Annotated in this window: 24 protein-coding genes and 1 tRNA gene; 16 read left to right on the plus strand and 9 right to left on the minus strand. The window is 67.5% G+C overall.

The genetic code is table 11. The features are described 5' to 3' along the window. Window positions 1-15: 15 nt before the first annotated feature. On the minus strand, window positions 16-1,569 hold the full coding sequence (locus tag GC150_07870; protein ID MBI1384810.1) for a trimethylamine methyltransferase: 1,554 nt from the start codon (window positions 1,567-1,569) through the stop codon (window positions 16-18). 135 nt (window positions 1,570-1,704) lie between these two features. Between GC150_07870 and pgsA the strand changes: the two genes are divergently transcribed. Genes pgsA through GC150_07890 form a run of 4 tightly spaced genes read left to right on the plus strand, consistent with a single transcriptional unit; the run spans window position 1,705 to window position 3,501 of the window. Then, window positions 1,705-2,277 carry a CDP-diacylglycerol--glycerol-3-phosphate 3-phosphatidyltransferase gene (gene pgsA, locus GC150_07875; GenBank protein MBI1384811.1) on the plus strand — a complete coding sequence of 191 codons (573 nt, stop codon included), beginning with the start codon at window positions 1,705-1,707 and terminating at the stop codon, window positions 2,275-2,277. Window positions 2,278-2,319: 42 nt separating this feature from the next. After that, entirely contained in the window at window positions 2,320-2,571 is a 252-nt protein-coding gene (gene moaD / locus GC150_07880; GenBank protein ID MBI1384812.1) for a molybdopterin converting factor subunit 1, read from the plus strand. Window positions 2,572-2,575: 4 nt separating this feature from the next. Continuing rightward, window positions 2,576-3,031: a molybdenum cofactor biosynthesis protein MoaE gene (locus tag GC150_07885; GenBank protein MBI1384813.1), complete on the plus strand. Its 456-nt coding sequence runs from the start codon at window positions 2,576-2,578 to the stop codon at window positions 3,029-3,031. After that, on the plus strand, window positions 3,028-3,501 hold the full coding sequence (locus tag GC150_07890; GenBank protein MBI1384814.1) for a GNAT family N-acetyltransferase: 474 nt from the start codon (window positions 3,028-3,030) through the stop codon (window positions 3,499-3,501). Before GC150_07885 ends, GC150_07890 begins: the two co-directional genes overlap by 4 nt. A gap of 52 nt (window positions 3,502-3,553) precedes the next feature. On the opposite strand, the gene katG is transcribed toward GC150_07890, so the two are convergent. Further along, a complete protein-coding gene (gene katG / locus GC150_07895) occupies window positions 3,554-5,749 on the minus strand; it encodes a catalase/peroxidase HPI (GenBank protein ID MBI1384815.1) in 2,196 nt (731 codons plus the stop codon). A 101-nt stretch (window positions 5,750-5,850) separates the two neighbouring features. Between katG and GC150_07900 the strand changes: the two genes are divergently transcribed. Next, complete coding sequence (locus tag GC150_07900; GenBank protein ID MBI1384816.1) at window positions 5,851-6,792, plus strand: LysR family transcriptional regulator; 942 nt, start codon at window positions 5,851-5,853, stop codon at window positions 6,790-6,792. A 30-nt stretch (window positions 6,793-6,822) separates the two neighbouring features. Here GC150_07900 and GC150_07905 read toward each other — a convergent pair whose 3' ends face one another. Then, window positions 6,823-7,320, minus strand: a complete 498-nt coding sequence (locus tag GC150_07905) for a hypothetical protein (GenBank protein MBI1384817.1) — start codon at window positions 7,318-7,320, stop codon at window positions 6,823-6,825. 171 nt (window positions 7,321-7,491) lie between these two features. Continuing rightward, window positions 7,492-7,770 (minus strand): accessory factor UbiK family protein, encoded by a 279-nt coding sequence (locus GC150_07910; GenBank protein MBI1384818.1) that lies wholly within the window; start codon window positions 7,768-7,770, stop codon window positions 7,492-7,494. A gap of 308 nt (window positions 7,771-8,078) precedes the next feature. Between GC150_07910 and GC150_07915 the strand changes: the two genes are divergently transcribed. From GC150_07915 to GC150_07940, 6 genes are all read left to right on the plus strand, one after another. Beyond that, a complete protein-coding gene (locus tag GC150_07915) occupies window positions 8,079-8,993 on the plus strand; it encodes a prolipoprotein diacylglyceryl transferase (protein ID MBI1384819.1) in 915 nt (304 codons plus the stop codon). Beyond that, the gene (locus tag GC150_07920) at window positions 8,986-10,161 is read left to right on the plus strand and encodes a class I SAM-dependent methyltransferase (GenBank protein MBI1384820.1); all 1,176 of its coding nucleotides are present in this window, start codon (window positions 8,986-8,988) and stop codon (window positions 10,159-10,161) included. The genes GC150_07915 and GC150_07920 overlap by 8 nt, the downstream gene beginning before the upstream one ends. Before the next feature lie 27 nt (window positions 10,162-10,188). Further along, entirely contained in the window at window positions 10,189-10,965 is a 777-nt protein-coding gene (pgeF, locus tag GC150_07925; protein ID MBI1384821.1) for a peptidoglycan editing factor PgeF, read from the plus strand. Between the two features lie 307 nt (window positions 10,966-11,272). Beyond that, the gene (locus GC150_07930; GenBank protein ID MBI1384822.1) at window positions 11,273-12,277 is read left to right on the plus strand and encodes a hypothetical protein; all 1,005 of its coding nucleotides are present in this window, start codon (window positions 11,273-11,275) and stop codon (window positions 12,275-12,277) included. Window positions 12,278-12,548: 271 nt separating this feature from the next. Then, window positions 12,549-13,481, plus strand: coding sequence for a ribose-phosphate diphosphokinase (prs, locus tag GC150_07935; protein MBI1384823.1), 933 nt, complete (start codon window positions 12,549-12,551; stop codon window positions 13,479-13,481). A gap of 10 nt (window positions 13,482-13,491) precedes the next feature. Further along, window positions 13,492-14,094 carry a DUF1989 domain-containing protein gene (locus GC150_07940; protein ID MBI1384824.1) on the plus strand — a complete coding sequence of 201 codons (603 nt, stop codon included), beginning with the start codon at window positions 13,492-13,494 and terminating at the stop codon, window positions 14,092-14,094. Window positions 14,095-14,114: 20 nt separating this feature from the next. Here GC150_07940 and GC150_07945 read toward each other — a convergent pair whose 3' ends face one another. The 5 genes from GC150_07945 to GC150_07965 form a co-directional block, all read right to left on the minus strand. Beyond that, a complete protein-coding gene (locus tag GC150_07945) occupies window positions 14,115-14,588 on the minus strand; it encodes a sensory protein TspO (protein MBI1384825.1) in 474 nt (157 codons plus the stop codon). 138 nt (window positions 14,589-14,726) lie between these two features. Beyond that, window positions 14,727-16,016, minus strand: a complete 1,290-nt coding sequence (locus GC150_07950) for an MFS transporter (protein ID MBI1384826.1) — start codon at window positions 16,014-16,016, stop codon at window positions 14,727-14,729. Window positions 16,017-16,080: 64 nt separating this feature from the next. Continuing rightward, complete coding sequence (gene guaB, locus GC150_07955) at window positions 16,081-17,568, minus strand: IMP dehydrogenase (GenBank protein MBI1384827.1); 1,488 nt, start codon at window positions 17,566-17,568, stop codon at window positions 16,081-16,083. Between the two features lie 118 nt (window positions 17,569-17,686). Continuing rightward, window positions 17,687-18,496 (minus strand): 23S rRNA methyltransferase, encoded by an 810-nt coding sequence (locus GC150_07960; protein MBI1384828.1) that lies wholly within the window; start codon window positions 18,494-18,496, stop codon window positions 17,687-17,689. Next, window positions 18,493-19,917, minus strand: a complete 1,425-nt coding sequence (locus tag GC150_07965) for a Ppx/GppA family phosphatase (protein MBI1384829.1) — start codon at window positions 19,915-19,917, stop codon at window positions 18,493-18,495. Before GC150_07965 ends, GC150_07960 begins: the two co-directional genes overlap by 4 nt. 372 nt (window positions 19,918-20,289) lie before the next feature. Between GC150_07965 and GC150_07970 the strand changes: the two genes are divergently transcribed. The 5 genes from GC150_07970 to GC150_07990 all read left to right on the plus strand — a co-directional run bounded on the left by GC150_07970 (window position 20,290) and on the right by GC150_07990 (window position 25,718). Beyond that, window positions 20,290-20,363, plus strand: a tRNA-Gln gene (locus GC150_07970). A 383-nt stretch (window positions 20,364-20,746) separates the two neighbouring features. After that, complete coding sequence (locus GC150_07975) at window positions 20,747-22,303, plus strand: peptide ABC transporter substrate-binding protein (GenBank protein MBI1384830.1); 1,557 nt, start codon at window positions 20,747-20,749, stop codon at window positions 22,301-22,303. A gap of 6 nt (window positions 22,304-22,309) precedes the next feature. Beyond that, on the plus strand, window positions 22,310-23,266 hold the full coding sequence (locus GC150_07980; GenBank protein MBI1384831.1) for an ABC transporter permease subunit: 957 nt from the start codon (window positions 22,310-22,312) through the stop codon (window positions 23,264-23,266). Next, window positions 23,263-24,087, plus strand: coding sequence for an ABC transporter permease subunit (locus GC150_07985; GenBank protein ID MBI1384832.1), 825 nt, complete (start codon window positions 23,263-23,265; stop codon window positions 24,085-24,087). Before GC150_07980 ends, GC150_07985 begins: the two co-directional genes overlap by 4 nt. Further along, entirely contained in the window at window positions 24,084-25,718 is a 1,635-nt protein-coding gene (locus GC150_07990; protein MBI1384833.1) for a nickel ABC transporter ATP-binding protein NikE, read from the plus strand. The genes GC150_07985 and GC150_07990 overlap by 4 nt, the downstream gene beginning before the upstream one ends. Window positions 25,719-25,779: the final 61 nt, after the last annotated feature.

Below are 25,779 nucleotides of genomic sequence, written 5' to 3' on the forward strand. Positions count from 1 at the left end.
CTGCCTCCGAGATGCTCAACCGACCGGCGGGCTGCCACCCTCGCGGGTCCTTCGCGCAACGAAGTCGGCAAGCGCTTCGAGCACCGACGGGTCCTTGGGTGGCGCCTCGAAATCCGCGAGCACGCGCTTCCAGAGGCGGTTGGCCCGCCGCGTCGCATCGACCGCGCCAGCCTCGCTCCACTGGCCGAAGTTGGACCAATCGGCAACCAGCGGCTCGTAGAAGGCACTGCCGTAGCGCGCCATCGTCTGGCTCGCGGAAAAGAAATGGCCGCCGGGCGCGACCTCGGCGATGGCGGAAAAGCCGATTGCGTCCCGACCGACCTCGACGGGCAGCATCACCTCGGCCACCGACTGGCAAACCTCGAGGTCGGTGATGAATTTTTCGCACGAGAACGTCAGGCCGCCCTCGAGCCAACCGGCTGCATGGTATATGAAATTCGCCCCGGCCAGCAACGCGCCCCAGAGTGCGAGCTGCGTTTCGTTCGCGCCCTGGACGTCGGGCGCGTTCGATGCGCTGCCAGCGGCCGAGCGCCAGGGCAGGCCGATGTGGCGGGCGAGCTGGCCGGCGCCGAAGTTGGTCTTGATGTGCTCCGGCGTACCGAAGACGGGAGCGCCCGAGCGCATGTCGACATTGGTGGAGAACGCGCCATAGACGACGGGGGCGCCGGGGCGCACGACCTCGGCAAGGGTGATGCCGGCGAGCGCCTCGGCGTGGCTCAGCGTCAGGGCGCCCGCGATGGTGATCGGGGCCATGGCACCGGCGAGGCAGAACGGGGTGATGACGGTGGGCTGGCCCCATTCGGCGAAATCGATGATGCCCTGGGCCATGGGAATGTCGAGCTGGCGGGGCGAGTTGGTGTTGATGACGGTGAAGGTGCGCGGCTGGTTCTTGAGGTCGTCCATCGTGATGCCGGCCTCGATGCAGATCATCTCGAAGGAATCCAGCGTCTGGCCGCTGCCGCGCGCGTAGACGAAGGGCACCTTGTCCGAGAGGCGCAGCTGGACCTCGGTCGCAGCCAGATGGCGAATTGCCGCCGGCACGTCCTGCGGTTCCACCGCCGGCCCGAGCTTGGGCATGATGTCGAAGCACTGCTGGATGCGGATCGTCTCCTCGAAGTCGGCGAGCGTGCCCGGTCGGCGGCCGCGATCGAGGTCGGTGATGTTCGGGCAACCGGCGCCGATACCGAACATGAGGCTGCGACCACCCATCGGGATGTGGCGGCCCGGTGACTGGCCGGCGACGACGAACGAACGCGGGGCCCGGGCGAGGGCCTCGGTGACCATGCCACGGTCGATGTAGACCATCTGTTCGGCCTCATCGACGCGCGCGCCCGCACGCCCCAGGATGGCGCGCGCGCCGGCGTGCAGCACCTTGAGCCCCAGTTCCTCCAGCACGCGCAGCGAGGTCTCGTGGATCGTCGCCACCTCGTCGGCCGAAAAGACCTCGGCGAACGGTAAGCGGTTCTCGATGATGCGATAGTTGGTTGCGCGTGGTGCCGTCCGCGCACGCTCCGGTCGCCGGCTCGTCCGCCTGCCTGCCCGCGCCGCCCGGTCCACACTTTCGGTCATCTGCCATCTCCCGATCGCCAGCCCCCAGCCGAACAGAAACCGGGCGCGCCCGCAAGGCCGCTGACGGGCGCATGGGATGGTTGCCTTGCACGCGGATCGATTGACGGGGCAGGCTGGGCCGGCGAAACATCGCCGATGATCTGGACGGTGCCCAACATCCTCACCTTCGCGCGGTTGGCGGCCGTACCCGCCGTGGCGCTCGCACTGCTCGCGGTCGGCGGTCCGTCCGGCCGTCTGCTCGCGTTCTGGCTGTTTGTGGCGGCCTCGCTCACCGACTTCATCGACGGCTATCTGGCACGCCGGCTCGACCAATCGTCCGAACTCGGTCGCATGCTCGACCCGATCGCCGACAAGCTCCTCGTCATGATCGCGCTCGTCGCACTGGTCGCCGATGGTACCATCACCGGCCTCGACATCGCGGCCGCGCTCATCATCATCGCGCGTGAGGTGCTCGTCTCGGGCATTCGTGAGTTCCTCGGCGAGCGTGGCAAGGGGCATCTCGTGCGCGTCAGCATGGCGGCCAAGGTCAAGACGACGCTGCAAATGCTGGCACTCGCGTCACTGATGCTCGTCGGGGCCTTGGGCGGGGGGACCGCAGAGGCGATGGTTGCACAGGTTGGGCACGCACTCCTCTGGATCGCCGCCCTGCTCACGGTTTATACGGGCATCGAGTACCTGCGCGCGGCGCTCGCCAATCTCGACAAATAGACGAGGGCGGACGGGCAGCGGCCGAAACAGCGAGGACTTTGCATGAAGCTCAAGTATTTCGCCTGGGTGCGCGAGCAGATCGGGGCGGCCGAGGAGGAGATCGAGGTGCCGGCGGGCGTTGCGACGGTCGGCGAACTCATCGCTTGGCTCAAGTCGCGCGGGCCCGAATTCGAGGCCGCCTTCGCCAAGGCCGAGGTGATCCGCGCCGCCATCGACCAGACGCACGCCAAACACACGGCCCCGATCGCCGGAGCCCGCGAAATCGCGTTCTTTCCTCCCGTCACCGGAGGATGAGCCGATGATCCGGGTCGGGACGGAGGATTTCGACATCGGCGCCGAAGTGGCGCGGCTGAAGGCGGGGCGCACGGATGTCGGGGCGATCGTGACGTTCACGGGCACCGTGCGCGAAATGACGGGCGGGCTCGAGAGCTTCACCCTCGAGCATTATCCGGGCATGACGGAGCGCGAACTCTCCGACATCGAGGCCGAGGCGCACAGGCGCTGGCCGCTCATGGACAGCCTCATCGTCCATCGCCACGGCACCATGAAGCCCGGCGACAACATCGTCCTCGTGGTCACACTGTCGGCGCACCGCGAGGCGGCGTTCGCCGCGGCGGCATTCCTCATGGATTACCTCAAGACGTCGGCTCCCTTCTGGAAGAAGGAACAGCTCGCGGACGGCAAGAACCGCTGGGTGGAGGCGCGCGAGGAGGACGAGGAGGCGCGGGCGCGCTGGCGGGGGGAGGGGCGATGAGCGAGACGTTCCTGCCGCCGTTCTCGATCGCGCGTGAGCCTGCGACGGCGCCCGGTGTGCCCGATCTGATCGCGGACCTGCAGGCCGAACTCGATCGGCACTATCCGCCCGAGCACAATTTCGGGCTCTCGCTCGAGGCGCTCGCGGCCCCGCACATCCGGTTTTTCGTCGCGCGCGACGCCGCAGGGCGAGCCGCCGGTTGCTGCGGATCGAAAATCTTCGACGATTACTGCGAGCTGTCGCGCCTCTGGGTGGCGCATGGCGCGCGCGGGCACGGTCTCGCGCGCCGGCTGGTTGCGGCCAACGAGGCCAATGCGCGCGCCGAGGGCCGGGTGGTCATGCGGCTCGAGACGGGCGATGCGCAGGCCGAGGCGCTCGGGCTCTATCGCGCGCTCGGCTACCGCGAACGGGGACCGTTCGCCGACTACTGGGAGGTGCCGACGAGCATCTTCATGGAGAAGAACCTCTAGCACCGGGGGCTGGCCGGCGCGCGGGAGCCCGCGCGCCGGTCCGGTTTCGACCTCAGGCGTGCGCGGCGACCTCGAAACGGTCGGCGTTCATCACCTTCGTCCAGGCGGCAACGAAGTCCTCGACGAACTTCTTCTTGTTGTCCGCCTGGGCATAGACCTCGGCGAGCGCCCGCAACAGCGAGTTCGATCCGAAGACGAGGTCGACGCGCGTGCCGGTCCACTTGACGGCGCCGGACTTGCGGTCGCGGCCCTCGTAGACGCCGTCACTGCCAGCGACCGGCTGCCAAGCGGTGGCCATGTCGAGCACGTTGACGAAGAAGTCGTTCGTCAACTGGCCGGGCCGGGACGTGAAGACGCCGTGCTTGGTGCCGCCGTGGTTGGCACCGAGTACGCGCAGGCCGCCGACGAGTGCCGTCATCTCGGGCGCGGTCAGCGTCAGGAGCTGGGCCTTGTCGACCAGCATGGCCTCGGCCGAGACGGTGTACTTGGCCTTGGCGTAGTTGCGGAAGCCGTCGGCCTCGGGCTCCATGGGAGCAAAAGAATCGGCGTCCGTCTGCTCCTGGGACGCATCCATGCGGCCCGGCGTGAAGGGCACCTTCACCGTATGGCCTGCGTCCTTGGCCGCCTTGCCGATCGCCGCGCCGCCGGCCAGCACGATGAGATCGGCGAGCGAGACCTTCTTGCCACCGGTAGCGGAAGCATTGAAGGCCTTGCGGATTTCCTCGAGCTTGGCGAGCACCTTACCGGAGCGGACCGGCTCGTTGGCCGCCCAGTCCTTCTGCGGGCTGAGGCGAATGCGCGCGCCATTGGCGCCGCCCCGCTTGTCGGAACCGCGGAAGGTGGACGCCGAGGCCCACGCCGTGAAGACGAGGTCGGCGACAGACAGCCCCGAGCCGAGAACCTTGGCCTCGAGGTCGGCGATATCCTTGGCATCGACCAGGGGGTGGTCGACGGCCGGGATCGGATCCTGCCAGATGAGATCCTCGGCAGGCACCTCTGGCCCGAGGTAGCGCGACTTCGGACCCATGTCGCGGTGCGTCAGCTTGAACCAGGCGCGGGCGAAGGCGTCGGCGAACTCGGCCGGGTTCTTGTGGAAGTGGCGCGAGATCTTCTCATAGGCCGGATCCATGCGCATCGCCATGTCGGCGGTCGACATGAAGATCGGAACGCGCTTGGAGGGGTCGGCCGGATCGGGAGCCATGTCCTCGGGCGCGATGTTCTTGGGCGTCCAGACGAAGGCGCCGGCCGGGCTCTTCACACACTCCCACTCGTACTTGAAGAGCACGTCGAAGTAGCCGTTGTCCCACTTGATCGGATTGGGCGTCCAGGCCCCCTCGAGGCCGGAGGTGATGGTGTCGCCGCCCTTGCCGGACTTGTAGGAGCTGAGCCAGCCGAAGCCCATCGCCTCGATCGGCGCGGCCTCGGGCTCGGGTCCGACGTGCGAGGCAGCGCCCGCCCCGTGCATCTTGCCGAAGGTGTGGCCACCGGCGGTGAGCGCCACCGTCTCGTAGTCGTTCATAGCCATGCGCGCGAACGTCTCGCGGATGTCGCGGCCGGAGGCGACGGGATCGGGTTTGCCGTTCGGTCCCTCGGGGTTGACGTAGATGAGACCCATCTGCACGGCCGCCAGGGGATTGGCCAGTTCACGGTCGCCGGAATAGCGCTCGTCGCCGAGCCAGGTGCCCTCCGAGCCCCAGTATATATCCTCCTCGGGCTCCCAGACGTCCTCGCGACCGCCGGCGAAGCCGAAGGTCTTGCCGCCCATCGACTCGATGGCGACGTTGCCCGCGAGGATCATGAGGTCGGCCCAGGAAAGCGCGTTGCCGTACTTCATCTTGATCGGCCAGAGCAGGCGGCGGGCCTTGTCGAGGTTGCCGTTGTCCGGCCAGCTGTTGAGGGGGGCGAAACGCTGCGTGCCGGAGCCGGCGCCGCCGCGCCCGTCCGCCGTGCGATAAGTGCCGGCGCTGTGCCAGGCCATGCGGATGAAAAGGCCGCCATAGTGACCGTAGTCGGCGGGCCACCAGTCCTGGCTCTCGGTCATCAGGGCGGTGAGGTCGCGCTTGACCGCGGCCAGATCGAGCTTCCTGAAGGCCGCCGCGTAGTCGAAGGCGCCGCCGAGCGGGTTGCCGGCCGGCGGATTCTGATGGAGCATCTTCAGGTTGAGCTGGTTCGGCCACCAGTCGCGGTTCGAGCGCGAGCCGAACGTGGTCGCGCCATGCATAACCGGACACTTGTTGTCGTCGGCCATGTCGTCACCCCTTTGCTTGTAACTGCATCGAAGGCCTCCTTAGCGCAGTTCCAATTATCAGGTAAAGTTGGCTTCTCTGATCGTTGCGATAAGAAGTTCTGATGCCCCAGATCTCCCTGCGCCAATTGCGCTACTTCGACGCCCTCGCCCGCCATGGGCACTTCGGGCGCGCCGCCGAGGCCTGCTCGGTGACGCAGCCCGCCCTTTCCATGCAAGTCAGGGAACTCGAAGAGGCCCTTGGCGCGGTGCTGGTCGAGCGCGGCGCGCGCACTGTCCGTTTGACCGGATTCGGTGCGGAAGCGGCCCGCAGGGCCCGCGAGATCCTGCGGTCGGTGGACGACCTCGGGGATGCTGCGCGGGCTTCAATGGGGCGTCTGGCTGGGCGACTGCGCGTCGGCATCATCCCGACCGTCGCACCCTATCTGTTGCCGTTGGTGATCGGCGACCTCGCACGCACGCACCCCGATCTCGACCTCAACGTTCGCGAGGCGGTCACACAAAAGCTCGTCGAGGAACTGCGCGACGGCCGCCTCGATGCCGCCATCGTCGCGCTGCCGATCTCGGAGCCCTCACTCGTGGAGGTCGCGCTCTTTTCGGAAAGCTTCCTGCTCGTGCGGCCGCGCGCCAATGCGCACTTGCCGGTTCCCGATGCAAAGGCGCTCGCCGAGATGCGGCTGCTCCTGCTCGAAGAGGGACATTGTTTTCGCGATCAGGCGCTGTCGTTCTGTGCGATCGACTCGGCATTGCCGCGCGACCTCCTGGACGCCAGTTCGCTCTCCACCCTCGTGCAAATGGTCGGTGCCGGAATCGGCGTCACCCTCATTCCGGAGATGGCGGTCGCCGTCGAGACGCGCTCGGCGGCGGTCGTGGTCGACCGTTTCGAGGAGCCGCAGCCGAGACGCACGATCGGCATGGTTTGGCGCAACGCCAATCCGCTGGCACGCCAATTCACGGAGATCACGCAATCGGTTCGGCGTTCGGCGAGCGCGCTCTCCGAGCCTGCGGGCAAGCGGGCACGACCGCGCCGCACGCCGAGGCGCTGAGCCGCAGGCAGGTGGCGGATGGCGCGCCGTTCAGGCCTTGCCTTCGGTCTCGAACATCGTGCCGGCGAGTGCCTCGCGCGGCGCCTTGCCGGCCCAAACCACGAACTGGAAGGCCTGATAATAGCGCTCGCATGCATCGAGGGCGGCTTCGAGCAGCGCCTCGCACTGCTCGCGGCTGGCCACCGCATTGTTCAGCATGAGACCATGGCGATAGAGAACGAGGCCGTCGCTCGGCCAGATGTCGAAATGACCGAGCCAGAGTTGCTCGTTGATCTGGGCGATGAGGCGGTAGACCTCGGCGAGGCGTGCCTCGGGCACCTTGAAGTCGAAGGCGCAGGCAACGTGCAGGGTCTCGAGATCCTGACGCCAGTTGAAGGAAAGCTGGTAGTCGGTCCAGCTGCCGGCGACGGCCAGAGTCAACTCGTCTTCACCGCTGCGCTCGAATGCCCAATCGTGGGCGCCCGCGATGCGCTCCAGCTTCTCGAGGGGCGTCGAGCGGTTGTCAGCCTTCAGCGTCACTCCAGCCATCGATGCCTCTCGAATTCGAAGCTGACCCGGTGTTCAGGGCCGAGCGCCCCGTCCATCGCCAGCTAGACCCGCTGGCCGACGAGTCGCAACCTTGCGCCCGGCGCTGTCCACGCGAAATGGCCCTTGGCCACGACGACAGCCCTGCCGCCGGACCTGCGCCAGGCCCCACGCTCAGCGATTTCCGGCATGTTCGGGTGGAACCGGACCGAGGCGCGCTTCCAACACGGCCAAGCGCTCGGCGAGGCGCGCATTCTCGGTGCGGGCACGCTCTGCCATCTCGCGCACGGCCTCGAACTCCTCGCGCTGCACGAGATCCATGTCGCGCAGGAAGCGCTCGGCCTGGCTGCGCATGACGGCCTCGACCTCCGCCTTCATGCCCTGGGCGGCGCCTGCAGCGTCCGTCATGAGCTTGGCGAGTTCGTCGAGCAGGCGATTCTGGGTCTGGGTCATCGAAGCTCCCTTGCTCCTGGCGTCGCAGCCGGACAGACGGTTGCCGGGCACGAGGTTCGCGGGATCGCGCGAACATGGACAGGCCATTGCGGCACGACTGTGGGCACGACCGCCGCATTGGCCACACCGGGCGCACTACTCCCCAGTTTCGTCGGTGACAACCCCACGCTCGAGGGGCGCGAATCGGCGGGACGGACACACCCTGCCCGGGTTGGTCGAACTTGACTTGCGGTCGGAGCCAAACCACCCTCCGCGCGCCGTGGCTGGCGCTCGCGCGAGCGCCGCTGACAGCCGACGAGGGACGAGCCATGACCGTGACGATCCTCTTTGCCGCAGGGACACTCGCGCTCTCCGCGCTCGTTTTCGTTGCGCCCGATCCGGTGGCGTTCCAGATCGGGCCGCTCGCTGTGCGGTGGTATGGTGTCGCCTATATGGCGGGTCTGCTGATCGGCTGGTTCTACGTGCGCCGGCTGGTGGCGAGCCCGCGGCTCTGGGCCGATGAACGCGCCCCGCTCACGCGCGATCAGGTCGATTCACTGCTGCTCTGGGTGACTTTCGGCGTGGTGGTCGGCGGGCGGCTCGGCTACGTGCTCTTCTACAATCCCGTATTTTTCGCCCAAAACCCGCTGGAGATTCTTTCCGTCTGGAAGGGCGGCATGTCGTTCCATGGCGGCCTGCTCGGCGTCACGTTCGCGCTCCTCGTATTCGCGCGGCTCAACGACACCTCGTTCTTTTCACTCACCGATATCGCGAGCGCTGCGGTCCCGATCGGCCTCTTCTTCGGTCGCATCGCGAATTTCATCAACGGCGAGGTCTACGGGCGGCCGAGCGACGTGCCCTGGGCGATGGTGTTCCCGCGCGAAGTGCTGGCACCAGCCGACGAGGTGGTGGCCCGCCATCCGAGCCAACTCTACGAGGCGGCGCTCGAGGGGATCGTGCTCTTCCTCATCGTGCGGATGTTCACGCACGGGCGCCTGGCGATGCGCTGGCCGGGCTTCGTCACCGGCGTCTTCCTCATCGGCTACGGTTTGGCGCGCGGTTTCTGCGAGCTCTTTCGGGCCTACGATCCCGACCACATGCTGGCACTGCACCCCTTTGTGACTCCCGGGATCGTCTATTCGATCCCGATGGTGCTGGTCGGGGCCTACCTCGTACACACACGGCGCTTCAAGGCGGAATCGCAGGCGCTTTCGGCGGGGCGGACGGGGCGTAGCCGTGGATGAATCCGATCTTGGCGAGGGCGCTCTTGCACAGGGAGCCGAGCCCATCCGCTGCGAGATCGTTCGCCGGGTGGCCTCGGCCGGTGCCGTTGGCGTCGGCGTCGACGCGTACATGGACCTATGCCTCAGGGGAGATGGGGTCGGCTACTATCGTCGCCAGACGGCGCTCGGGCGGGGCGGCGATTTCGTCACGGCGCCGGAGATCAGCCAGGTTTTCGGCGAGCTGATCGGCATCTGGTGCGTGCTCGCGTGGCGGTGGATGGGCGAGCCGGACGCGATCCGGCTGGTCGAGATCGGGCCGGGACGCGGCACGATGATGCGCGACATCCTGCGGGCCCTCAAGGTCGCGCCAAAGCTCCGCCAGCAGCTCCGGGTCGAACTGCTCGAGGTCAGCGAGGCGCTCGAAGCCACGCAGCGCGCGATACTCGCGAACAGCGACGTCGCCATCACCTGGAGCACGCCGCCCGCCAGTCGCTTCGAAGGTGCCACCATCCTGGTCGCGAACGAATTGCTGGATGCGCTCGCAATCCATCAGGCGGTTTGGGTCGAGGGGGCCTGGCATCCAAGGATCGTCGTGGCGGGGGCCGACGGGCGGCTCGGCTTCGGACACGCCGCCGACGCCATAGCGCCACCCCCGCTCGTGGGCGCGTCGGCCAACCATTCCGGCCGCGAACAGCCAGCCGAAGGCACGATCACCGAATGGCGCATGCTGGGCGCATCCGGTGCGGAACCGGACAGCAGTCTCGTCGGCATGCTCTCTCAGATGGCCGAAGGCGGCCCCTTTGCCGGGCTGCTCGTCGATTATGGCTACGATGGTCCGGCGCCGCTCGGCGATACACTTCAGGCCGTGCGCGATCACCGACACGTCGATCCGCTCGAGGACCCGGGCCTGGCCGATCTCAGCGCGCTGGTCGATTTCGCGGACCTGCGCCGGCAGCTCGGTCAGGCGGGTCTCTCGGCAACGGCCAGCCTCACACAGGGCGAGTTCCTCACCGCACTCGGCATCGGGGCGCGTGCCGCGCGGCTCGTTGCGGCGGCGAGCGACGCGGGCGCGGTCAACCGCATCGAGAGCGGCGTTCACCGTCTCCTCGCGCCGAACGGAATGGGCACTCGATTCCGGGCGATCGCCGTGCACAATGGCCAGACGTCGCCGCCACCGTTCCCGGCCTAGGCAGCGGCGATCGTTGGGGAGGTGACAATGGCGGAATACCTGACGGGCCGCGACCTTGCCGGCGCCGGCGGTGCGCACCACGCCTTCTTCACACGGCGCGGAGGCGTTTCGGACGGTCTCTACCGGAGCCTCAACGGGGGCGTCGGCTCGAAGGACGACCGGACCGCCGTTGCCGAAAACCGCGCGCGCATGGCCGTTGCGCTCGGCGTCGATCCCGAACGCCTGCTGACGCCCTACCAGATCCATAGCGCCCGCGCCGAGATCGTCGATGAGCCCTGGCGGGATCCCGCGAACCGGCCGCAGTGCGACGCCCTCGTCACGGCGACACCCGGCCTTGCGATCGCCGTCAATACCGCCGATTGCGCACCCGTGCTGCTTCACGATCCCCTGGCCGGGGTCGTCGGGGCGGCACATGCCGGCTGGAAGGGGGCCGTCGCCGGGGTCGTCGAGGCCACGGTTCTGGCAATGGAATCATGTGGCGCGCGACGTGATTCGATTTTCGCGGCCGTCGGCCCGTGCATCTCGGGGCCGAATTACGAGGTGGGCGAGAGGTTTCGCACAGAATTCCTGGAGCGCGACCCCGAGGCCGCCGGTTATTTTCTCTTGCCGCACGCCGAATCGAAGCCGCACTTCGATCTGCCGGGGTATGTCACAGGCCAGCTCGCACGCCTCGGAATTGCGCAAATCGAAGCTGTTTCGGCATGTACCTACCAGGATCCGGAGCGCTTCTTCAGCTATCGCCGCTCGACTCATCTCGGCGAACCGGACTACGGGCGCCAAATATCCGCCATCGTTCTGGTCTAAAGGTTTGTCCACAGCTCGTACCCGGTCCATCGACCGGGCATGCCCAGGCGCCAAAGTTCGTTGCGCGTTCAAGGCTGGACGAGCGGGGGTCCGAGACGTACCAAGAATGGTGGGGTAGCGGTCGTCGGAGTGCGTTCAAGTCGCGCGTAATCCTGCAAATGCTTCGGAACGACCGAGCAGGACGAGATCAAAAGGGGGTATCGAGGTGACGCGCGCAATTGGATGGGCACAGCCCAGGAATTTGAGGCCGTTCGCGCTCGCTGCGTGGGTCGGCTTGGCCTCTTTCACGCTCGCAGGCTGCGAGACAATGGGACTGTTCACGGGGGGCGGTGACCAACAGCTCTCGGCTCAGGTGCCGCAGTCCGGCCAAATGGTGCGCAAGTCGGTGGCGTTCACGACGCCCGTCTTCGGCGCACCGGACAAGATTTCCAAACAGCTCGAGGCGGCCGTGGTCGCCGAAACGGAGCGCCTGCTGGTGCCCGTGGTCAAGACCGCAGGCGTCAAGGCCGACTACGTCGTGCGCGGGTATGTGGTGGCCGCGCCGGGTACCGCCGGCACCGAGCTGTCCTACATCTGGGACGTCCTCGACGGCACCGACAAGCGCGTCCATCGCATCACGGGCAAGCGCGTGATCGCCGGCGCCGCGCAGCGTGATCCATGGGCCTTGGTCAGTGCGGCCGAGTTGCAGGCTGTCGCCACGCAGACCGCCACCGATCTCGCGGCCTTCATCCCGGCGACACAGGCCCCGGCCCCCGTCGCTCCGGCAAGTACCGCACCGGCGATCGCGCAGACCGGAGCCGGTCAGCCGGCGTTGGCCCAGGCCCAGCCCACGCCGCTGGCGCCGCAAGCCGCCGCCGCCAGCCAGACGGCGCAGCCGCAACAGGCCGTGGTTCGCGCCGCGCCACAGCCAGCTGCGAGCACCGCTCAGCCGATCGTCGCGATCGTGCCGCCCGTGACCGGTGCGCCCGGTGACGGCAACAACTCTCTGGCGGGCGCGCTCCAGCGCCATCTCGCCAAGAAGGGCATCCGCACGACGGCCTCGGGCGGCGGCGAATTCTATACCGTCAAGGGCAGTGTTCAGATGGGCCCGCCAACGGCCGGCAATCAGGCGATCCGCATCGAATGGGCCGTCCTCGACCCGAGCGGCAAGCACGTGCGCACGGTCGTACAGCGCAACACCGTGCCGCAGGGGGCTCTCAACCAGGCTTGGGGGGCGACCGCCGAAGGAGCCGCCGAAACTGCGGTGCCGAGCATCATCAGCATCATCCAGCAGCGCCAGCAGGCCCAGGCCGGACGCACCACGAACGGATGACGGACGGCACCCGCCCACCCGTCTCGCGGATGTGCACAACAGACGAAATATCAGCGACCCGGCCGGTTTACACCGCCGGGTCGCATTGCTATGAGCCGCATCGAAGCGTCATGATCCCGTCACGTCGTCGCGGCGGACTCGCGGATCGGACCGGCGCCCTGTCGTTTCGAGGTCAACTTCGTCCAGCGCTTGCGGGAATCGGGGCGGCGCTGGAACCTCGGGCGGCTGTTCCAGGCCGGTGCGCGTGGCGATCGTGCAGGGAGTGACCGCCATGAAGATCGTCGCTGGCAACAGCAATCCGCCCCTGGCGCGAGACATCTGCAGCTACCTCGGGATCGAACTGACGAAAGCAACCGTCAAGAAGTTCCCCGACAAGGAAATTTTCGTCGAGATCGAGGAGAACGTGCGCGGCGAGGACGTGTTCGTCCTGCAGTCGACGTCGGCCCCGGCGAACGACCACCTCATGGAACTGCTCATCCTGATCGATGCCCTGAAGCGGGCATCGGCACGGCGAATCACCGCGGTGATGCCCTACTTCGGATATGCCCGCCAGGACAGGAAGCCAGCCGCGCGCACGCCGATCTCCGCCAAGCTCGTCGCCAACATGATCGAGCGGGCGGGTGCAAACCGGGTTCTGACGCTCGACCTCCACGCTGGCCAGATCCAGGGGTTCTTCGACATCCCGACGGACAACCTATTCGCGGCCCCCGTGCTCGTGCGCGACATCAAGGAACGCTACAGCCTCGACAACCTCACCGTGGTCTCGCCGGACGTCGGCGGTGTGGTCCGCGCACGGCTCATCGCAAAGCGCATCGGGGCGCCGCTCGCCATCGTCGACAAGCGCCGGCCGCGTCCCGGCGAGGCGGAGGTGATGAACGTCATCGGCGATGTCGAGGGGCACCGCTGCATCCTGGTGGACGACATCGTGGATTCCGGCGGCACGCTGATCAACGCCGCCATCGCCCTCATGGAGCGGGGCGCCCTCAGCGTGATGGGCTACATCACGCACGGCGTTCTTTCGGGTGAGGCCCTGAAAAGGATCGAGAAGTCGCCACTCGATCCGCTCGTCGTCACCGATTCGATCTATTCGAGCGAACCGCGCGAGCTGCCGGCCAACCTGCGTTTCCTCTCCATCTCTGCCCTGATGGGCGAGGCCATCCAGCGCACCGCCAACGAAGAGTCGGTCTCCAGCCTCTTCGACTAGGAGGTGCGCCATGGCCGAGCCGGCCCGGATCGATCAGGTGATACCGCCACGCGGGCATTGGAGTTCGGTCATCGAGGCCGGCGAAGTGCTCACCATCGTCGATCTCGAAGGTCAGCAGGCGGTCGATTTCCTGGTCTACGGGGCGGACGATCCGCTCGAGCGCTACCACGCGCCGAACACCTTGAAGGCCGCGGGCACGGTGATGCTGACCACCGGGCACGTGCTCTATTCCGATATCGCCCGCCCGCTCATGACGATCGTCGAGGACAGCTTCGGAGGTCACGACACGATCGGCGGTTGCTGCTCGGCGCCCAGCAACCGGATGCTCTATGGCACCGCCAACACGGGCTGTCGGGAAAACTTCCTTTCCGCACTTTCGGCCCATGGCCTCGGTCGGCGCGACATCGTGCCCAACGTCAATTGGTTCATGCGGGTGCCGGTCGGGGCGGCAGGGGATGCGGCGATCGCGCTCGGGGCATCCAAACCCGGTGATCGCGTGCGCCTGCGGGCCGACCAGAAAGTGATCGCCGTACTCTCGAACTGCCCGCAGGTGCTCAACCCCTGCAACAACTTCAACCCGACCGCGATCCGCGTCCTCGTCGGCTCGGAGTGAGTTGCAGGGATCGATGTCGCTCAGGGATTGAGGCGCACGATCTCGCTGTTGAGGCAAATCGCAAAGCTCACCCAGACCCAGTAGGGAACATAGAGCCAGCTCGCGAGGCGCGAATGCCGCCAGCTCGCGAACTGGAATGCGCCGATCACGGCCCACAGGACCCAGAGTTCGGCGAGCGCGAGCGTCATCAGGCGCTGGTCGAAGAAGAGATAGACCCAATAGGGATTGAGGACGAGCTGGGCGACCCAGAACAGCACCGCCCAGGACCCGGGCGAGCGGATCACGACGAGCCAGCCGGCAAGCGCACTCAAAACATAGAGTACCGGCCAGACGATGCCGAAGGCAGCGGGGTTCGGCATCCACGACGGCTTGACGAGAGCATCGTACCAGTCGCTCGCGCCGCCGGCAGGGCCGAGCATCGCGGCGAAGTAGGCCGAAGCCAGGGTCAGAGCAAAAAAGACGATGAACCACAGTATGTTGGCGAGTGTGCGCATGTCGTTCTCCCAGCGCGCCGGCCGGCGCGATCGGCGTGCGTCGCCGGAGTCGATTAGCACAGCGATGATCGGCTCACAGCTCGCGAGGAACGCGATACTCTGATTCCCTTGCAGCACATTTGCAGGGATCACGCACCGCTACGACCGGCGCTCGAGCACGGTGATGAAGAACCCGTCGGTCGCGGTTCGCGCCGGCGTCAGCAGCAGGCCATCGTGCGGACGCGGCCAGGCCGAAGGCGCCGCCCCGGCCATCGCACGCCACGCCCCTTCCAGGGGCAGCGGCGTGAACGTCGGATGCCGTTCGAGGAATGCCGCGATCCGCCCCTCGTTCTCCTCGCCAAGCACCGAGCAGGTGATGTAGCAGAGCCGACCGCCCGGCCGCACATGGCGGGCCGCCTCGGCTAGGATGGACGACTGCTCGGCGAGCCGCGCCGCGAGCGCTTCCGGCGTCAGGCGCCACTTGGCATCCGGCCGGCGACGCCAGACACCAGAACCGGTGCAGGGCGCGTCCACCACGACCCGGTGCATCCGGCCCGCGAGATCATCGAGGGCGCCATCGCCCGGCGCCCGCACCTGGACGTTGCGCGCCCCAGCGCGTTGGAGGCGTTCGTAGATGGGTTGCAGGCGCAGGCGATCGCTGTCATAGGCGAAAATCTGGCCTTTATTCTCCATGGCGGCAGCGAGCGCGAGGGTCTTGCCGCCGCCCCCGGCGCAAAGGTCGAGAACCTGCATGCCCGGCAATGCCTCGACAAGGGCCGCCACCGCCTGCGAACCCTGGTCCTGAACCTCGAAGTGGCCACGCTGGAAACCGGCCTCGGCCTGGACATTCGGTGTGCGGCCGCCGCCGTCCGGTGGCGCGATGCGAATGGCGGTCGAGACCAGGCCAGCGGGCGCGGCGCCGAAGCGCTCGAGAGTGCGCAGCACCTTTTCGGGTGTGCTCTTCAACGTATTGCAGCGCAGATCGAGCGGCGCGCGACGCGCCAGAGCCTCGCCCTCGGCGGACGCAGCAGCGCCGAACGCTTCAGTAAAGGCCGGCCAGAGCCAGCCCGGCACGTTGGCCCTCTCGTGATCGGCGATATGGAGCGGTTCCGTCGGCTCGAGGGCGCGCTGTTCACCCGCCGACAATGGCTCCGGGGCATGGTCAGTGCCAATGCACAAGGCGGCGATCGCCCCGACATCGAGGCCCCAGGTGTCGCGCAATGTCGCGAGCACCAACGCGCGGGGACTGTCGCTGCCCATACGGGCGGCCGCCGAGAGCCTGCGCCGCAAGGCATCGTAGACGAGATTGCCGATGGCGGAGCGGTCGCCAGCGCCGGCGAAGCGGTGCGCCCGGCCCCAGTCGGCGAGTGCGATCGCAGCCGGACGGTGGCGGTCGGCGACCTCCGCGAGGACCTCGATGGCAGCCGCGATGCGGCCGGCGGGTTTCATCTCTCGACCGCTCCGGGAGGCAACAGGGTTGTAGGGGCCGCGCGCGGGTGCAACGCCGAGCTGCTCAACTGACACCCGGATAGTTCGGACTTTCGCGGGTGATCGCGACGTCGTGGACGTGGCTCTCCCTCAGCGAGGCCGAGGAGATCCGAATGAAGCGTGCTTTTTCGTGCATTTGCCCGATGTTGGCGGCGCCGACATAGCCCATCGACGAGCGCAGGCCACCGACCAGCTGATGCAGAACGCTGCCGACCGGTCCCTTGTAGGGGACCTGCCCCTCGATGCCCTCGGGCACCAGCTTGAGCTCGTCCGAGACCTCCTTCTGGAAGTAGCGATCCGCCGAGCCGCGTGCCATGGCGCCGACCGAGCCCATCCCGCGATAGGCCTTGTAGGAGCGTCCGTGGTGCAAATAGACCTCGCCCGGGCTCTCGTCCGTGCCGGCGAGGAGCGAGCCGATCATGACCGCGTCGGCGCCTGCCGCGATCGCCTTGGCGAGATCGCCCGAAAACTTGATGCCGCCGTCGGCGATGACCGGAACGCCGGCCGCGCGTGCCACCGAGACGGCCTCGAGGATGGCTGTCAATTGCGGAACGCCGACGCCGGCGACAATGCGCGTCGTACAGATGGAGCCGGGCCCGATGCCAACCTTGACCGCATCGGCGCCGGCATCGATGAGCGCCTTGGTTCCTTCCGCGGTCGCCACGTTGCCCGCCATCACCTGGGTCGCGTTCGACAGACGCTTGATCGCCTCGACGGTCGCGAGCACGCGCGAGGAATGGCCGTGGGCGGTGTCGACGACGATGAGGTCCGTGCCTGCGTCGATCAAGCGGCGGGAGCGCTCGAGGCCGTCTTCCCCGACGGTGGTGGCGGCGGCGACGCGCAGCCGGCCCTGCTCGTCCTTGCAGGCATTGGGGTTGAGGGCCGCCTTCTCGATGTCCTTGACGGTGATGAGGCCGATGCAGCGGAAATCGTCGTCGACCACCAGCAGCTTCTCGATGCGGTGCTTGTGCAGGAGGCGTTGCGCCTCCTCGCTGTCGACCCCTTCGCGCACGGTCACCAGATTCTCGTGCGTCATGAGCTCGGAAACCGGCTGCTCGAGGCGGCTCGCAAAGCGTACATCGCGGTTGGTGAGAATGCCGACGAGGCGGCCGCGCCGCTTGGGATCGACCACGGGGATGCCCGAGATGTGGTTCTCCTGCATCATGGCGAGGGCATCGGCGAGGGTGGCATCCGGCGCGATGGTCAGGGGATCGATGACCATCCCGCTCTCGAACTTCTTGACCTGACTGACCTGGGCCGCCTGCTTTTCAGGGCTGAGATTGCGATGGACGACGCCGATCCCGCCGGCCTGGGCCATGGCGATGGCAAGGCGCGCCTCGGTCACGGTATCCATCGCGGACGAGATGATCGGAATGTTGACGGCGATGGTGCGGGTCACCCGCGAAGCGACGTTGGCCTCGCCGGGCATGACGTCGGAGGGGCCGGGCCGCAACAGAACATCGTCGAAGGTCAGCCCCATCGAGCCATCGAGGCCTCGCAGTGTATCGCTCATGGTGCGATCTCCTCTTGCCGGATGCCGACGCCCGGAGCCACTGCCGTGCGTGGCCCAAATACACGCGATCCATGGCTGCTGGCAATCTTGCCCCGCGCGCACCCCACGAGACGGTTACTCAAGCGGCTGTTTCGCCACTGCCTTCCAGAGCCGGCCCGCGAAAACCTGTGGCCAGGACATAGAGCTCGGCCGAATCGGCCCTGCTGGATGGCGGCTTGACGTGGCGCACGGTCCGGAAATGCCGTTTCATCGTTGCCAACAGTTCGCCTTCCGTGCCCCCCTGCAGCACCTTGGCGAGAAAAAAGCCGCCCGGCGCGAGAATTTGCAGGGCGAACGCGAGCGCAACCTCGCAGAGCGCCATGATGCGCAGGTGATCGGTGGCGCGGTGGCCGGTGGCGGGAGCGGCCATGTCCGTCAGCACCCCATCGGCCCGCTCGCCCCCGAGCGCGTCCAGGAGCGCCCGTTCGGCCCCGTCGGCCATGAAATCCATGGTCAGGATCGTGACACCCGGGATCGGCTCCATCGGCGAGATGTCGAGGGCGATCACCCGCCCCGCCCCCGCCTCCCCATCTGCCCCGGTGCCAGCGGCCGCCACGCGCGCGGCCGCCACCACACTCCAGCCACCCGGCGCGGCCCCGAGGTCGACTATGCGCATGCCCGGCTTCAAGAGGCGATGACGCTCGTCGATCTGCATGAGCTTGTATGCGGCGCGCGAGCGCAACCCCTCACGCTGGGCAGCCTCGACATAAGGGTCGTTGAGCTGGCGCTCGAGCCAGAGCTTGGACGAGAGCTTTCGCCCGCGTGCCGACTTGACGCGTGTCGTCAGCTGGCGGTTCGCGCCACTGGCCGCGCCTCGACCCGAGGTCTTGCCGGTGCCCTTGGCCGGCCCCTTGCCCCGGCCACCGCCGGCCCCACCCGCCGCGTTCATCTTCCGCCTCCACGGCGCGAGCGGCGGCGGCGTTGCTCGATGTTGAAGAGACCGTCCTCACTCATCAGGGTGGTCAGTATGCCCTCCCGAAGCCCGCGATCCGCCACCCGGAGGCGCTCGGCGGGCCACATCCGCAAAAGGGCCTCGAGGATGGCGCAGCCCGCCATCACGAGGTCCGCACGATCGCGGCCAATGCACGGCTGGGCGATGCGCTCGCCGTGGGTCATGTCGACCAGGGCGCTCGAGACGCGCGCAACGTCGGCAACGTTCATCCAATAGCCGTCGACGCGCTGGCGCTCGTAGCGCGGCAGCCCCATGTGCACACCGGCGACGGTGGTGACCGTACCGGAGGTGCCGAGGTGGTGGAAGCGGGCGCCGGCCAAGCGCCGACGAAGCTCGTGATCGCGCTCGAACGGCTCGAGCATGGCGAGGACGTCGCCAACCATCTCCTCGAACACGGGCCGCGTCACCGGGCGATCGACGTAGCGCTCGGCCAGCGTGACGACGCCGACGGGAAGCGACGTCCAGGCGGCGATGCTGTCCTGCAATGCATGGCGCAGGGCTGGACCGCGACGCTCGCGCGCCGCGCCGCCGGCGACCCCGTCCGATAGATCGAGCCAGATGATTTCCGTGGAGCCGCCGCCGATGTCGAAGACGAGCGCCCAGTCGCATCCCGCATCGATCAACGAGGCACAGCCAGAGACCGCCAGCCGGGCCTCGGCCTCGCGCGAGAGGATTTCGAGACGCAGCCCGGTCTCCTCGGCGACCCGTTCAATGAAAGCTTCGCCGTTGACCGCGATCCGGCATGCCTCGGTCGCCACCAGACGAGCGCGGCGGACACCACGGCGTTCGAGCTTGTCCGAACAGATCCGGAGCGCCTCGATCGTGCGTCGCATTGCCTCGTCCGAGAGGAACCGGCTCTGGGCGACGCCCTCGCCAAGGCGAATGACCCGCGAAAAGGCGTCGATCACGTAGAAGCCGCGACGGGTCGGTCGAGCAACGAGGAGGCGGCAGTTGTTCGTGCCGAGGTCGAGAGCACCATAGAGGTGCTCGGCCTCGGGCAATCGGGGCCCCGACCTGCGAAAGGTTGGCGAGCCGGCTAGGGGTTCGGCGGGCTTGGAGGCGGCGGGGCCGGAGGGGCCGGTTTCAGCGCGGTGAGCGGAACCGGTCGGCAAGGAACGCGACTGGGGCGAAAGAGCCTCGGCCTGCACGTCATTCTGGGGGGGTGGCGGGGCAGCGATGCTCGCTCCATTCTCTGCCTCGGGTGCACGGGAGCGCCCATTGCCGCGTCGGCGGCCGCGACGCCGTCTTTTCCTTCGCCCCTCGCCTGCCCCCTCCGCGCCCGCCTGCCTCGCGTCGCCGCGCCCCGCCCCGAGAGGAGGGCCGCCCGTGAGGCCGGCCGGGGGAGCGCCATCGCCCATCCCTTGCACTTCACATCATCCTCGGCACCTGGAATCCATTCCCTCGGGGATGGGCGGCAAGCCGCGTCATCAGGCGCTGCAAATCGAAGTCTTGGCATGAGAATAACAAAACCGAGGCCGCGGTAAAGCACGCGATCGCAGCACCCACAGGGCGGGCACCGCGCCGGTCTCGAGCAGGCTGCAATGTGTGGTGCGGAACGATGGGGCGACCGGGGGACGCGCTGGAGCGCAAGCGCGAGGCGCGCTGGGGCGCGGCGCTTGAAGTCGGCAGCGAATGTGGCTAAGAGCAGGGGTCCTACCATGGACTGTCGTTCCTGCGGGCCATCGAGGCCGGGCGCGACGGTGGCGACCACCGCGTCGGAATGCCGATGCTGGGGAATAGGTTAATGGTAGACCAGCGGACTCTGACTCCGTTAGTCCTGGTTCGAGTCCAGGTTCCCCAGCCAAACACCCATCGCCAAACGTCGCACACTCGAGTGCCGGCGGCCAGCCGACGCCGCCGATGGGCGAACGTGTTCTCCGAACCTCTCCCAGAGGCGCCTTGCACCCTGCGCCATTGCCACCGAACCAGGGGGCCATGCCAGCGGCTTTGACCACACGAACCCTGTCGCGACCCCGACGAGCAGGTGCCCTGCAGTGCATCCAACGCACCCGGAGAACGATTCTTCGCTCGCGGAGGCCCAACTTGGCATTGCCAAACTGAATTGCCGGGGTTTACTCTGACGCAATTATGTTCCGGACGCACAACCCTCCGCCTGCCACACAGGCCGGTGCCGTGCCCGGCGCGAGACCTTTCAGTACCGTCGACCGTCGCTTGGGAGAGAACGCAATGTCGGGTCAATACACAGGTCTGCCACTCGGGCGGCGCACGCTGCTCAAAGGCGCCTTCGCCGCCGGGCTGGTTTCGGCGACAGGGTTCGCCTCAGCGCGCGCGGCCAGCCCCAAGAAGGGAGGCAAAATCGTCATTGCGACGATCGGCGGGGCGGCGAGCGACACACTCGATCCGCGCACCATCACGTCGATCGGTCACGGCGTCATGGGCTTCACGCTCGGCAACTGCCTGACCGAGATCGGGCGGAACAACGCCCTGGTCGGCGAACTGGCCGAAAGCTGGGAGCACTCCGCCAATGCGACCGTCTGGAAATTCCAGCTGCGCAAGGGCGTGACCTTCCACAGCGGCAAGTCGATGACGTCGGAGGATGTCGTCTACTCCCTCAACCTGCATCGCGGCGAGGCCTCGACGTCCGGGGCGAAAGGCCTGCTGAGCGGGATTTCCGACATCGCGGCCGACGGCCCGAACGCCATCGTCATCACCATGAGCGGGCCGAACGCGGACGTGCCGCAGCTGCTCTCGGATTTCCATCTCCTCATCGTTCCGGCGGGGACCACCGACTTTGCCGCCGCAGATTTCACCGGTCCTTACAAGTTGCAGCGCTTCGAGCCGGGCGACCGGCTGCATGCCGTGCGCAACCCCAATTATTGGAAGGCGGATGCCGCGCACGTCGATGAGGTCGAGATCCTGTTCGTTGCCGATGTCACGGCGCGCACCAGCGGGCTGCTGACCGGCGAAATTCACATTGCCGGACGGATGGATCCGAAATCGGTTGGTCTCGTCAATGCGGCACCAGGGGTCCATGTCGAAGCGCATCCCGGACCCGGCCATCGGCCGCTGCTGATGGCCTGCGACCGCGCTCCTTTCGACAACCTCGACCTGCGCCTCGCGGTGAAATACTCCCTCGACAGGGTGGAAATCCTCGACAAGGTGATGGCCGGCCTCGGCTCGATCGCAAACGACCACCCCATCCCGCCGTTCGATCCGTTCCATGCGGCCGACATCCCGCAGCGCTCGTTCGACCCGGACAAGGCGAAGTTCCACTTGAAGAAATCCGGCTTCGACGGCGTGCTGCCACTCAGCACTTCGAACGTCGTCTTTTCCGGCGCCGAGACCATGGCGGCGCTCTTCCAGCAGTCCGCCGCCAAGGCGGGGCTCAAGGTCGAAATCATCCGCGAGCCGTCCGACGGCTTCTGGAAGAACGTCTGGCTCAAGAAGCCATTCGTCGGCGGCTCGTGGGGCGGACGGGCGACGGCGGACATCATGCTCTCGACCGCCTACAAGTCCGATGCCCCCTGGAACGACACGCACTGGAAGCGCGCCGACTTCGACGCGAAACTGGCAGCAGCGCGCGGCGAAACCGACTTTGCCAAGCGCAAAGCGATCTACCACGACCTGCAGGTGATGATCCACGAGGACGGCGGCGCGGCGATCCCGTTCTTCAACAACAACGTCGATGGCCTGCGTGACACGGTGAAGGGTTATTATCCCTCCGGCGCTTACGAGCTTTCGGGCATGCGCGTTTCCGAACGCGTCTGGCTGGATGACGCGTAAGCGGGCATGAGGCAACTCATCGGACCGGTGCCGCGAAGGCTGCTGGCGGGCGTGGCGACGCTGTTCCTCGTCTCCATCATCGTCTTCGTCGGCACCGAGATCCTGCCGGGCGATCTTGCCGATGCGATCCTCGGCCAGCAGGCGACACCGGAGGCGGTGGCGGCGCTGCGCGAGCAGCTCGGCCTCGACCGGCCGGCCTACCAGCGGTATCTCGACTGGCTCGGCGGGGTCCTCACCGGTGACCTCGGGCGCTCGCTGGCCAGCGGGCGCGAAGTCTCGGAGCTGATCTCGGGGCGGCTCGAGCGCTCGCTGCTGCTGGCGGCGGTCGCGGCGGCCATCGCCATTCCCCTCTCGATCGGGCTCGGGCTGCTGGCCGCCCTCTATGAGGACCGGCCGGCCGACAAGGGGATCTCGATCGTCACGCTGGCACTCGTCTCGGCGCCCGACTTCCTCATCGGCTACCTGCTGCTCTCGGTGCTGGCGGTGCAGTTCGGCTGGTTTCCCGCGCTCTCGCGGCTGACGGACACGATGAGCCTTGGCCAGCAGTTGCACGCCATCGCCCTGCCGTGCCTCACGCTGTCGCTCGTCGTCACGGCGCACACGATGCGCCTCACGCGCACCGCGGTGCTCTCGGTCATGAACCAACCCTACGTGGAGATGGCCGAACTCAAGGGCGCGAGCCGACGGCGGGTCATCCTCCATCACGCGCTGCCGAACGCGCTCTCGCCGATCATCAGCATCGTGATGCTGACGCTCGCCTATCTCGTCGTCGGCATCGTGGTCGTGGAGGCGGTCTTCAACTACTCGGGCATGGGGCGTCTGATGGTCGATGCCGTGGCAAAGCGCGACATGCCGATCGTGCAAGCCTGCGGGCTCATCTTCGCCTCCATCTACGTCGTCCTCAACATGCTCGCCGACGTCTTTGCCATTCTGACGAACCCGCGCCGGAGGCGGCCCAAATGAGGAGGCTCTGGCGCCAGTTCGATCGCTCGGCCCGGATCGGCGGAACGATCGTGGTCACCTTCCTGGCGGTCGCATTCCTCGGGCCAATGCTCTCGCCCTATGGCGAGTTCGAGATCGTCGGCTCGGTCTGGGAGGGGCCGAGCGCGCGACACTGGCTCGGCACCGACAGCGTCGGGCGCGATATGCTGACGCGGATCCTGGCCGGGGGCCAGCTGACGGCGATCGTCTCGTTCCTTGCGACCACTGGCGCCTTCCTGATCGGCTGCCCGCTCGGCATCGCGGCGGCCGTGCTCGGGGGCTGGTTCGACGTGATCGCGAGCCGCCTCGTCGATGCACTGATGGCATTCCCGACCCTCATCCTCGCGTTGATCGTGCTCTCGGCGCTCGGGACGAGCCTGCCCGTGCTGGTGCTGGTCATGGCCGCGCTCGCCTCGACGGTGGTGTTCCGCCTGACGCGAGCGGTCGCGGCCGACATCGTGGCGATGGACTACGTGGAGGTCGCACGGCTCCGGGGCGAGGGGATGGGCTGGTTCCTGCTGCGCGAAGTGCTGCCGAACGCGGCGCCGACCCTCATCGCGGAGTTCGGCCTCAGGTTCGTCTTCGCGGCCATCACGATTTCCTCCCTTTCATTCCTCGGTCTCGGCGTTCAACCGCCCTATGCCGATCTCGGCGGCATGGTGAAGGAGAACGCGCTCGCCATCACATTCGGGCGTTGGGCGCCGATCATGCCGGCGTTGGCCCTCGCCATTCTCGCGGTCGGCGTCAATCTGGTCGTCGATGGGCTCCTCAAGCGCAACGCCAACCTCGATATCCGCCAATGAGCGAACCGCTGCTGGAGATCAGGAGGCTCGTCGTCGAGGCGCTGACGCGGGATGCGGACGGCGGCGCGCACTGGCGCCCGATCCTCAAGGGTGTCGATCTTGCCGTCGCAAAGGGGGAAGTCGTCGGCCTCATCGGGGAGAGTGGCGCGGGCAAGTCGACGCTCGGTATCGCGGCGATGGGCTATACCCGGCGCGGCTGCCGCTTTGCCGGGGGAAAGGTGCGGTTCGGCGGGCGCGACGTGCTGACGGCCGGCGACGACGTCCTGCGGGGCCTGCGGGGGCGAAAAGTCGCCTATGTCGCCCAGAGCGCCGCTGCGGCCTTCAACCCCGCCCACCAGTTGCTCGACCAGGTGCTCGAGGTCACGCGCATCCATGGCGGCCTCGAGCGCAAGGCCGCGACGGCGCGCGCGCTGACGCTCTTCGAGCGGCTCGGGCTGCCCGATCCCGCGCGCTTCGGGGAGCGCTACCCGCACGAGGTCTCCGGAGGACAATTGCAGCGCGCCATGACCGCCATGGCGCTCGCCGGCGAGCCGGACCTCGTCGTCTTCGACGAACCGACCACCGCGCTCGACGTGACCACCCAGATCGACGTGCTCGCCATCGTCAAGGATGTGATCCGCGATCTCGGAACCGCGGCCATCTACATCAGCCACGATCTCGCGGTGGTCGTGCAGATCGCGGACCGCATCAAGGTCATGCGTCACGGGGCCGAAGTCGAGGAGCAGCCGACCGCGAAACTGCTCGAGCAACCGCGCGAGGGCTACACGCGCGAACTCCTCTCGGCGCGCCGGCACTCGCGCCCCGAGGCACGGGCAAGCGTCGGCCCGCTGCTCGTGGAAGCGCGCGGCGTCACCGCCGGCTATGGCCGTCTCGACGTGCTCCACGATGTCGGTTTCTCGCTGCGCTCGGGAGCAAATCTCGCGGTCGTCGGGGAGTCGGGGAGCGGGAAATCGACCCTCGCGCGCGTGCTGATGGGGCTGCTCAGACCTCGCGTCGGGACCGTGCTCTACAAGGGCGAGGTCGTTGCCGCCCGCCTCGGCGAGCGACCCCGCGATCTCAAGCGCCGGATGCAGCTGATCCATCAACAGCCGGACATGGCCTTGAACCCGCGCCAGACGGTGGAGGAGATCGTCGGCCGGCCGGCGCGCCTCTTCCACGGGCTCACGGCGGGCGCGCTCGCCCAGCGCGTGCGCGAACTGTTGGCCATGGTCGATCTTCCTGTCGAGATCGCGCACCGCTATCCGGGCCAGCTCTCGGGCGGTCAGAAGCAGCGCGTCTGCATCGCCCGCGCGATCGCGGCCGATCCAGAACTGATCATCTGCGACGAGGTGACCTCGGCGCTCGACCCGCTCGTGGCTGGAGAAATCATTCGCCTCCTGATGCGACTGCAGGAGCGGATCGGGGTGTCCTACATCTTCATCACCCACGACATCGATCTCGCGCGTGGCATTGCCGACGATGTGCTCGTCATGCGGCATGGCCGGGTCGTCGAGCATGGTCCGCGCGAGGTTATCTTTTCGCCTCCCTTTGCCGACTACACGCACCTGCTGGTCACCTCGACGCCCGAGATGCGGCCGGGCTGGTTGGAGGACGTGCAGCGCGAACGCCGGATGGCGTCAGCGGGGCACTAGCCATGAGTGCTTCGTAGAGGTAAATATATTTGACGTCACGCAACAGCCGCTGAGAGGCGGC

The organism is Hyphomicrobiales bacterium (assembly GCA_016125495.1).
In the GTDB taxonomy this organism is placed as follows: domain Bacteria; phylum Pseudomonadota; class Alphaproteobacteria; order Rhizobiales; family RI-29; genus RI-29.

Excerpts from the sequence above, each read along its gene's own strand:
- GC150_07915 (MBI1384819.1), top strand. The coding sequence starts at position 8,079 with ATGACCGTGACGATCCTCTTTGCCGCAGGGACACTCGCGCTCTCCGCG.
- GC150_07960 (MBI1384828.1), bottom strand. The coding sequence starts at position 18,496 with ATGAACGCGGCGGGTGGGGCCGGCGGTGGCCGGGGCAAGGGGCCGGCC.
- GC150_07930 (MBI1384822.1), top strand. The coding sequence starts at position 11,273 with ATGGGACTGTTCACGGGGGGCGGTGACCAACAGCTCTCGGCTCAGGTG.
- GC150_07910 (MBI1384818.1), bottom strand. The coding sequence starts at position 7,770 with ATGACCCAGACCCAGAATCGCCTGCTCGACGAACTCGCCAAGCTCATG.
- GC150_07975 (MBI1384830.1), top strand. The coding sequence starts at position 20,747 with ATGTCGGGTCAATACACAGGTCTGCCACTCGGGCGGCGCACGCTGCTC.
- GC150_07965 (MBI1384829.1), bottom strand. The coding sequence starts at position 19,917 with ATGGGCGATGGCGCTCCCCCGGCCGGCCTCACGGGCGGCCCTCCTCTC.
- pgsA (MBI1384811.1), top strand. The coding sequence starts at position 1,705 with ATGATCTGGACGGTGCCCAACATCCTCACCTTCGCGCGGTTGGCGGCC.
- pgeF (MBI1384821.1), top strand. The coding sequence starts at position 10,189 with ATGGCGGAATACCTGACGGGCCGCGACCTTGCCGGCGCCGGCGGTGCG.
- GC150_07950 (MBI1384826.1), bottom strand. The coding sequence starts at position 16,016 with ATGAAACCCGCCGGCCGCATCGCGGCTGCCATCGAGGTCCTCGCGGAG.
- GC150_07980 (MBI1384831.1), top strand. The coding sequence starts at position 22,310 with ATGAGGCAACTCATCGGACCGGTGCCGCGAAGGCTGCTGGCGGGCGTG.
- guaB (MBI1384827.1), bottom strand. The coding sequence starts at position 17,568 with ATGAGCGATACACTGCGAGGCCTCGATGGCTCGATGGGGCTGACCTTC.
- moaD (MBI1384812.1), top strand. The coding sequence starts at position 2,320 with ATGAAGCTCAAGTATTTCGCCTGGGTGCGCGAGCAGATCGGGGCGGCC.
- GC150_07890 (MBI1384814.1), top strand. The coding sequence starts at position 3,028 with ATGAGCGAGACGTTCCTGCCGCCGTTCTCGATCGCGCGTGAGCCTGCG.
- GC150_07900 (MBI1384816.1), top strand. The coding sequence starts at position 5,851 with ATGCCCCAGATCTCCCTGCGCCAATTGCGCTACTTCGACGCCCTCGCC.
- GC150_07940 (MBI1384824.1), top strand. The coding sequence starts at position 13,492 with ATGGCCGAGCCGGCCCGGATCGATCAGGTGATACCGCCACGCGGGCAT.
- katG (MBI1384815.1), bottom strand. The coding sequence starts at position 5,749 with ATGGCCGACGACAACAAGTGTCCGGTTATGCATGGCGCGACCACGTTC.
- GC150_07870 (MBI1384810.1), bottom strand. The coding sequence starts at position 1,569 with ATGACCGAAAGTGTGGACCGGGCGGCGCGGGCAGGCAGGCGGACGAGC.
- GC150_07945 (MBI1384825.1), bottom strand. The coding sequence starts at position 14,588 with ATGCGCACACTCGCCAACATACTGTGGTTCATCGTCTTTTTTGCTCTG.
- GC150_07885 (MBI1384813.1), top strand. The coding sequence starts at position 2,576 with ATGATCCGGGTCGGGACGGAGGATTTCGACATCGGCGCCGAAGTGGCG.
- GC150_07985 (MBI1384832.1), top strand. The coding sequence starts at position 23,263 with ATGAGGAGGCTCTGGCGCCAGTTCGATCGCTCGGCCCGGATCGGCGGA.
- prs (MBI1384823.1), top strand. The coding sequence starts at position 12,549 with ATGAAGATCGTCGCTGGCAACAGCAATCCGCCCCTGGCGCGAGACATC.
- GC150_07990 (MBI1384833.1), top strand. The coding sequence starts at position 24,084 with ATGAGCGAACCGCTGCTGGAGATCAGGAGGCTCGTCGTCGAGGCGCTG.
- GC150_07905 (MBI1384817.1), bottom strand. The coding sequence starts at position 7,320 with ATGGCTGGAGTGACGCTGAAGGCTGACAACCGCTCGACGCCCCTCGAG.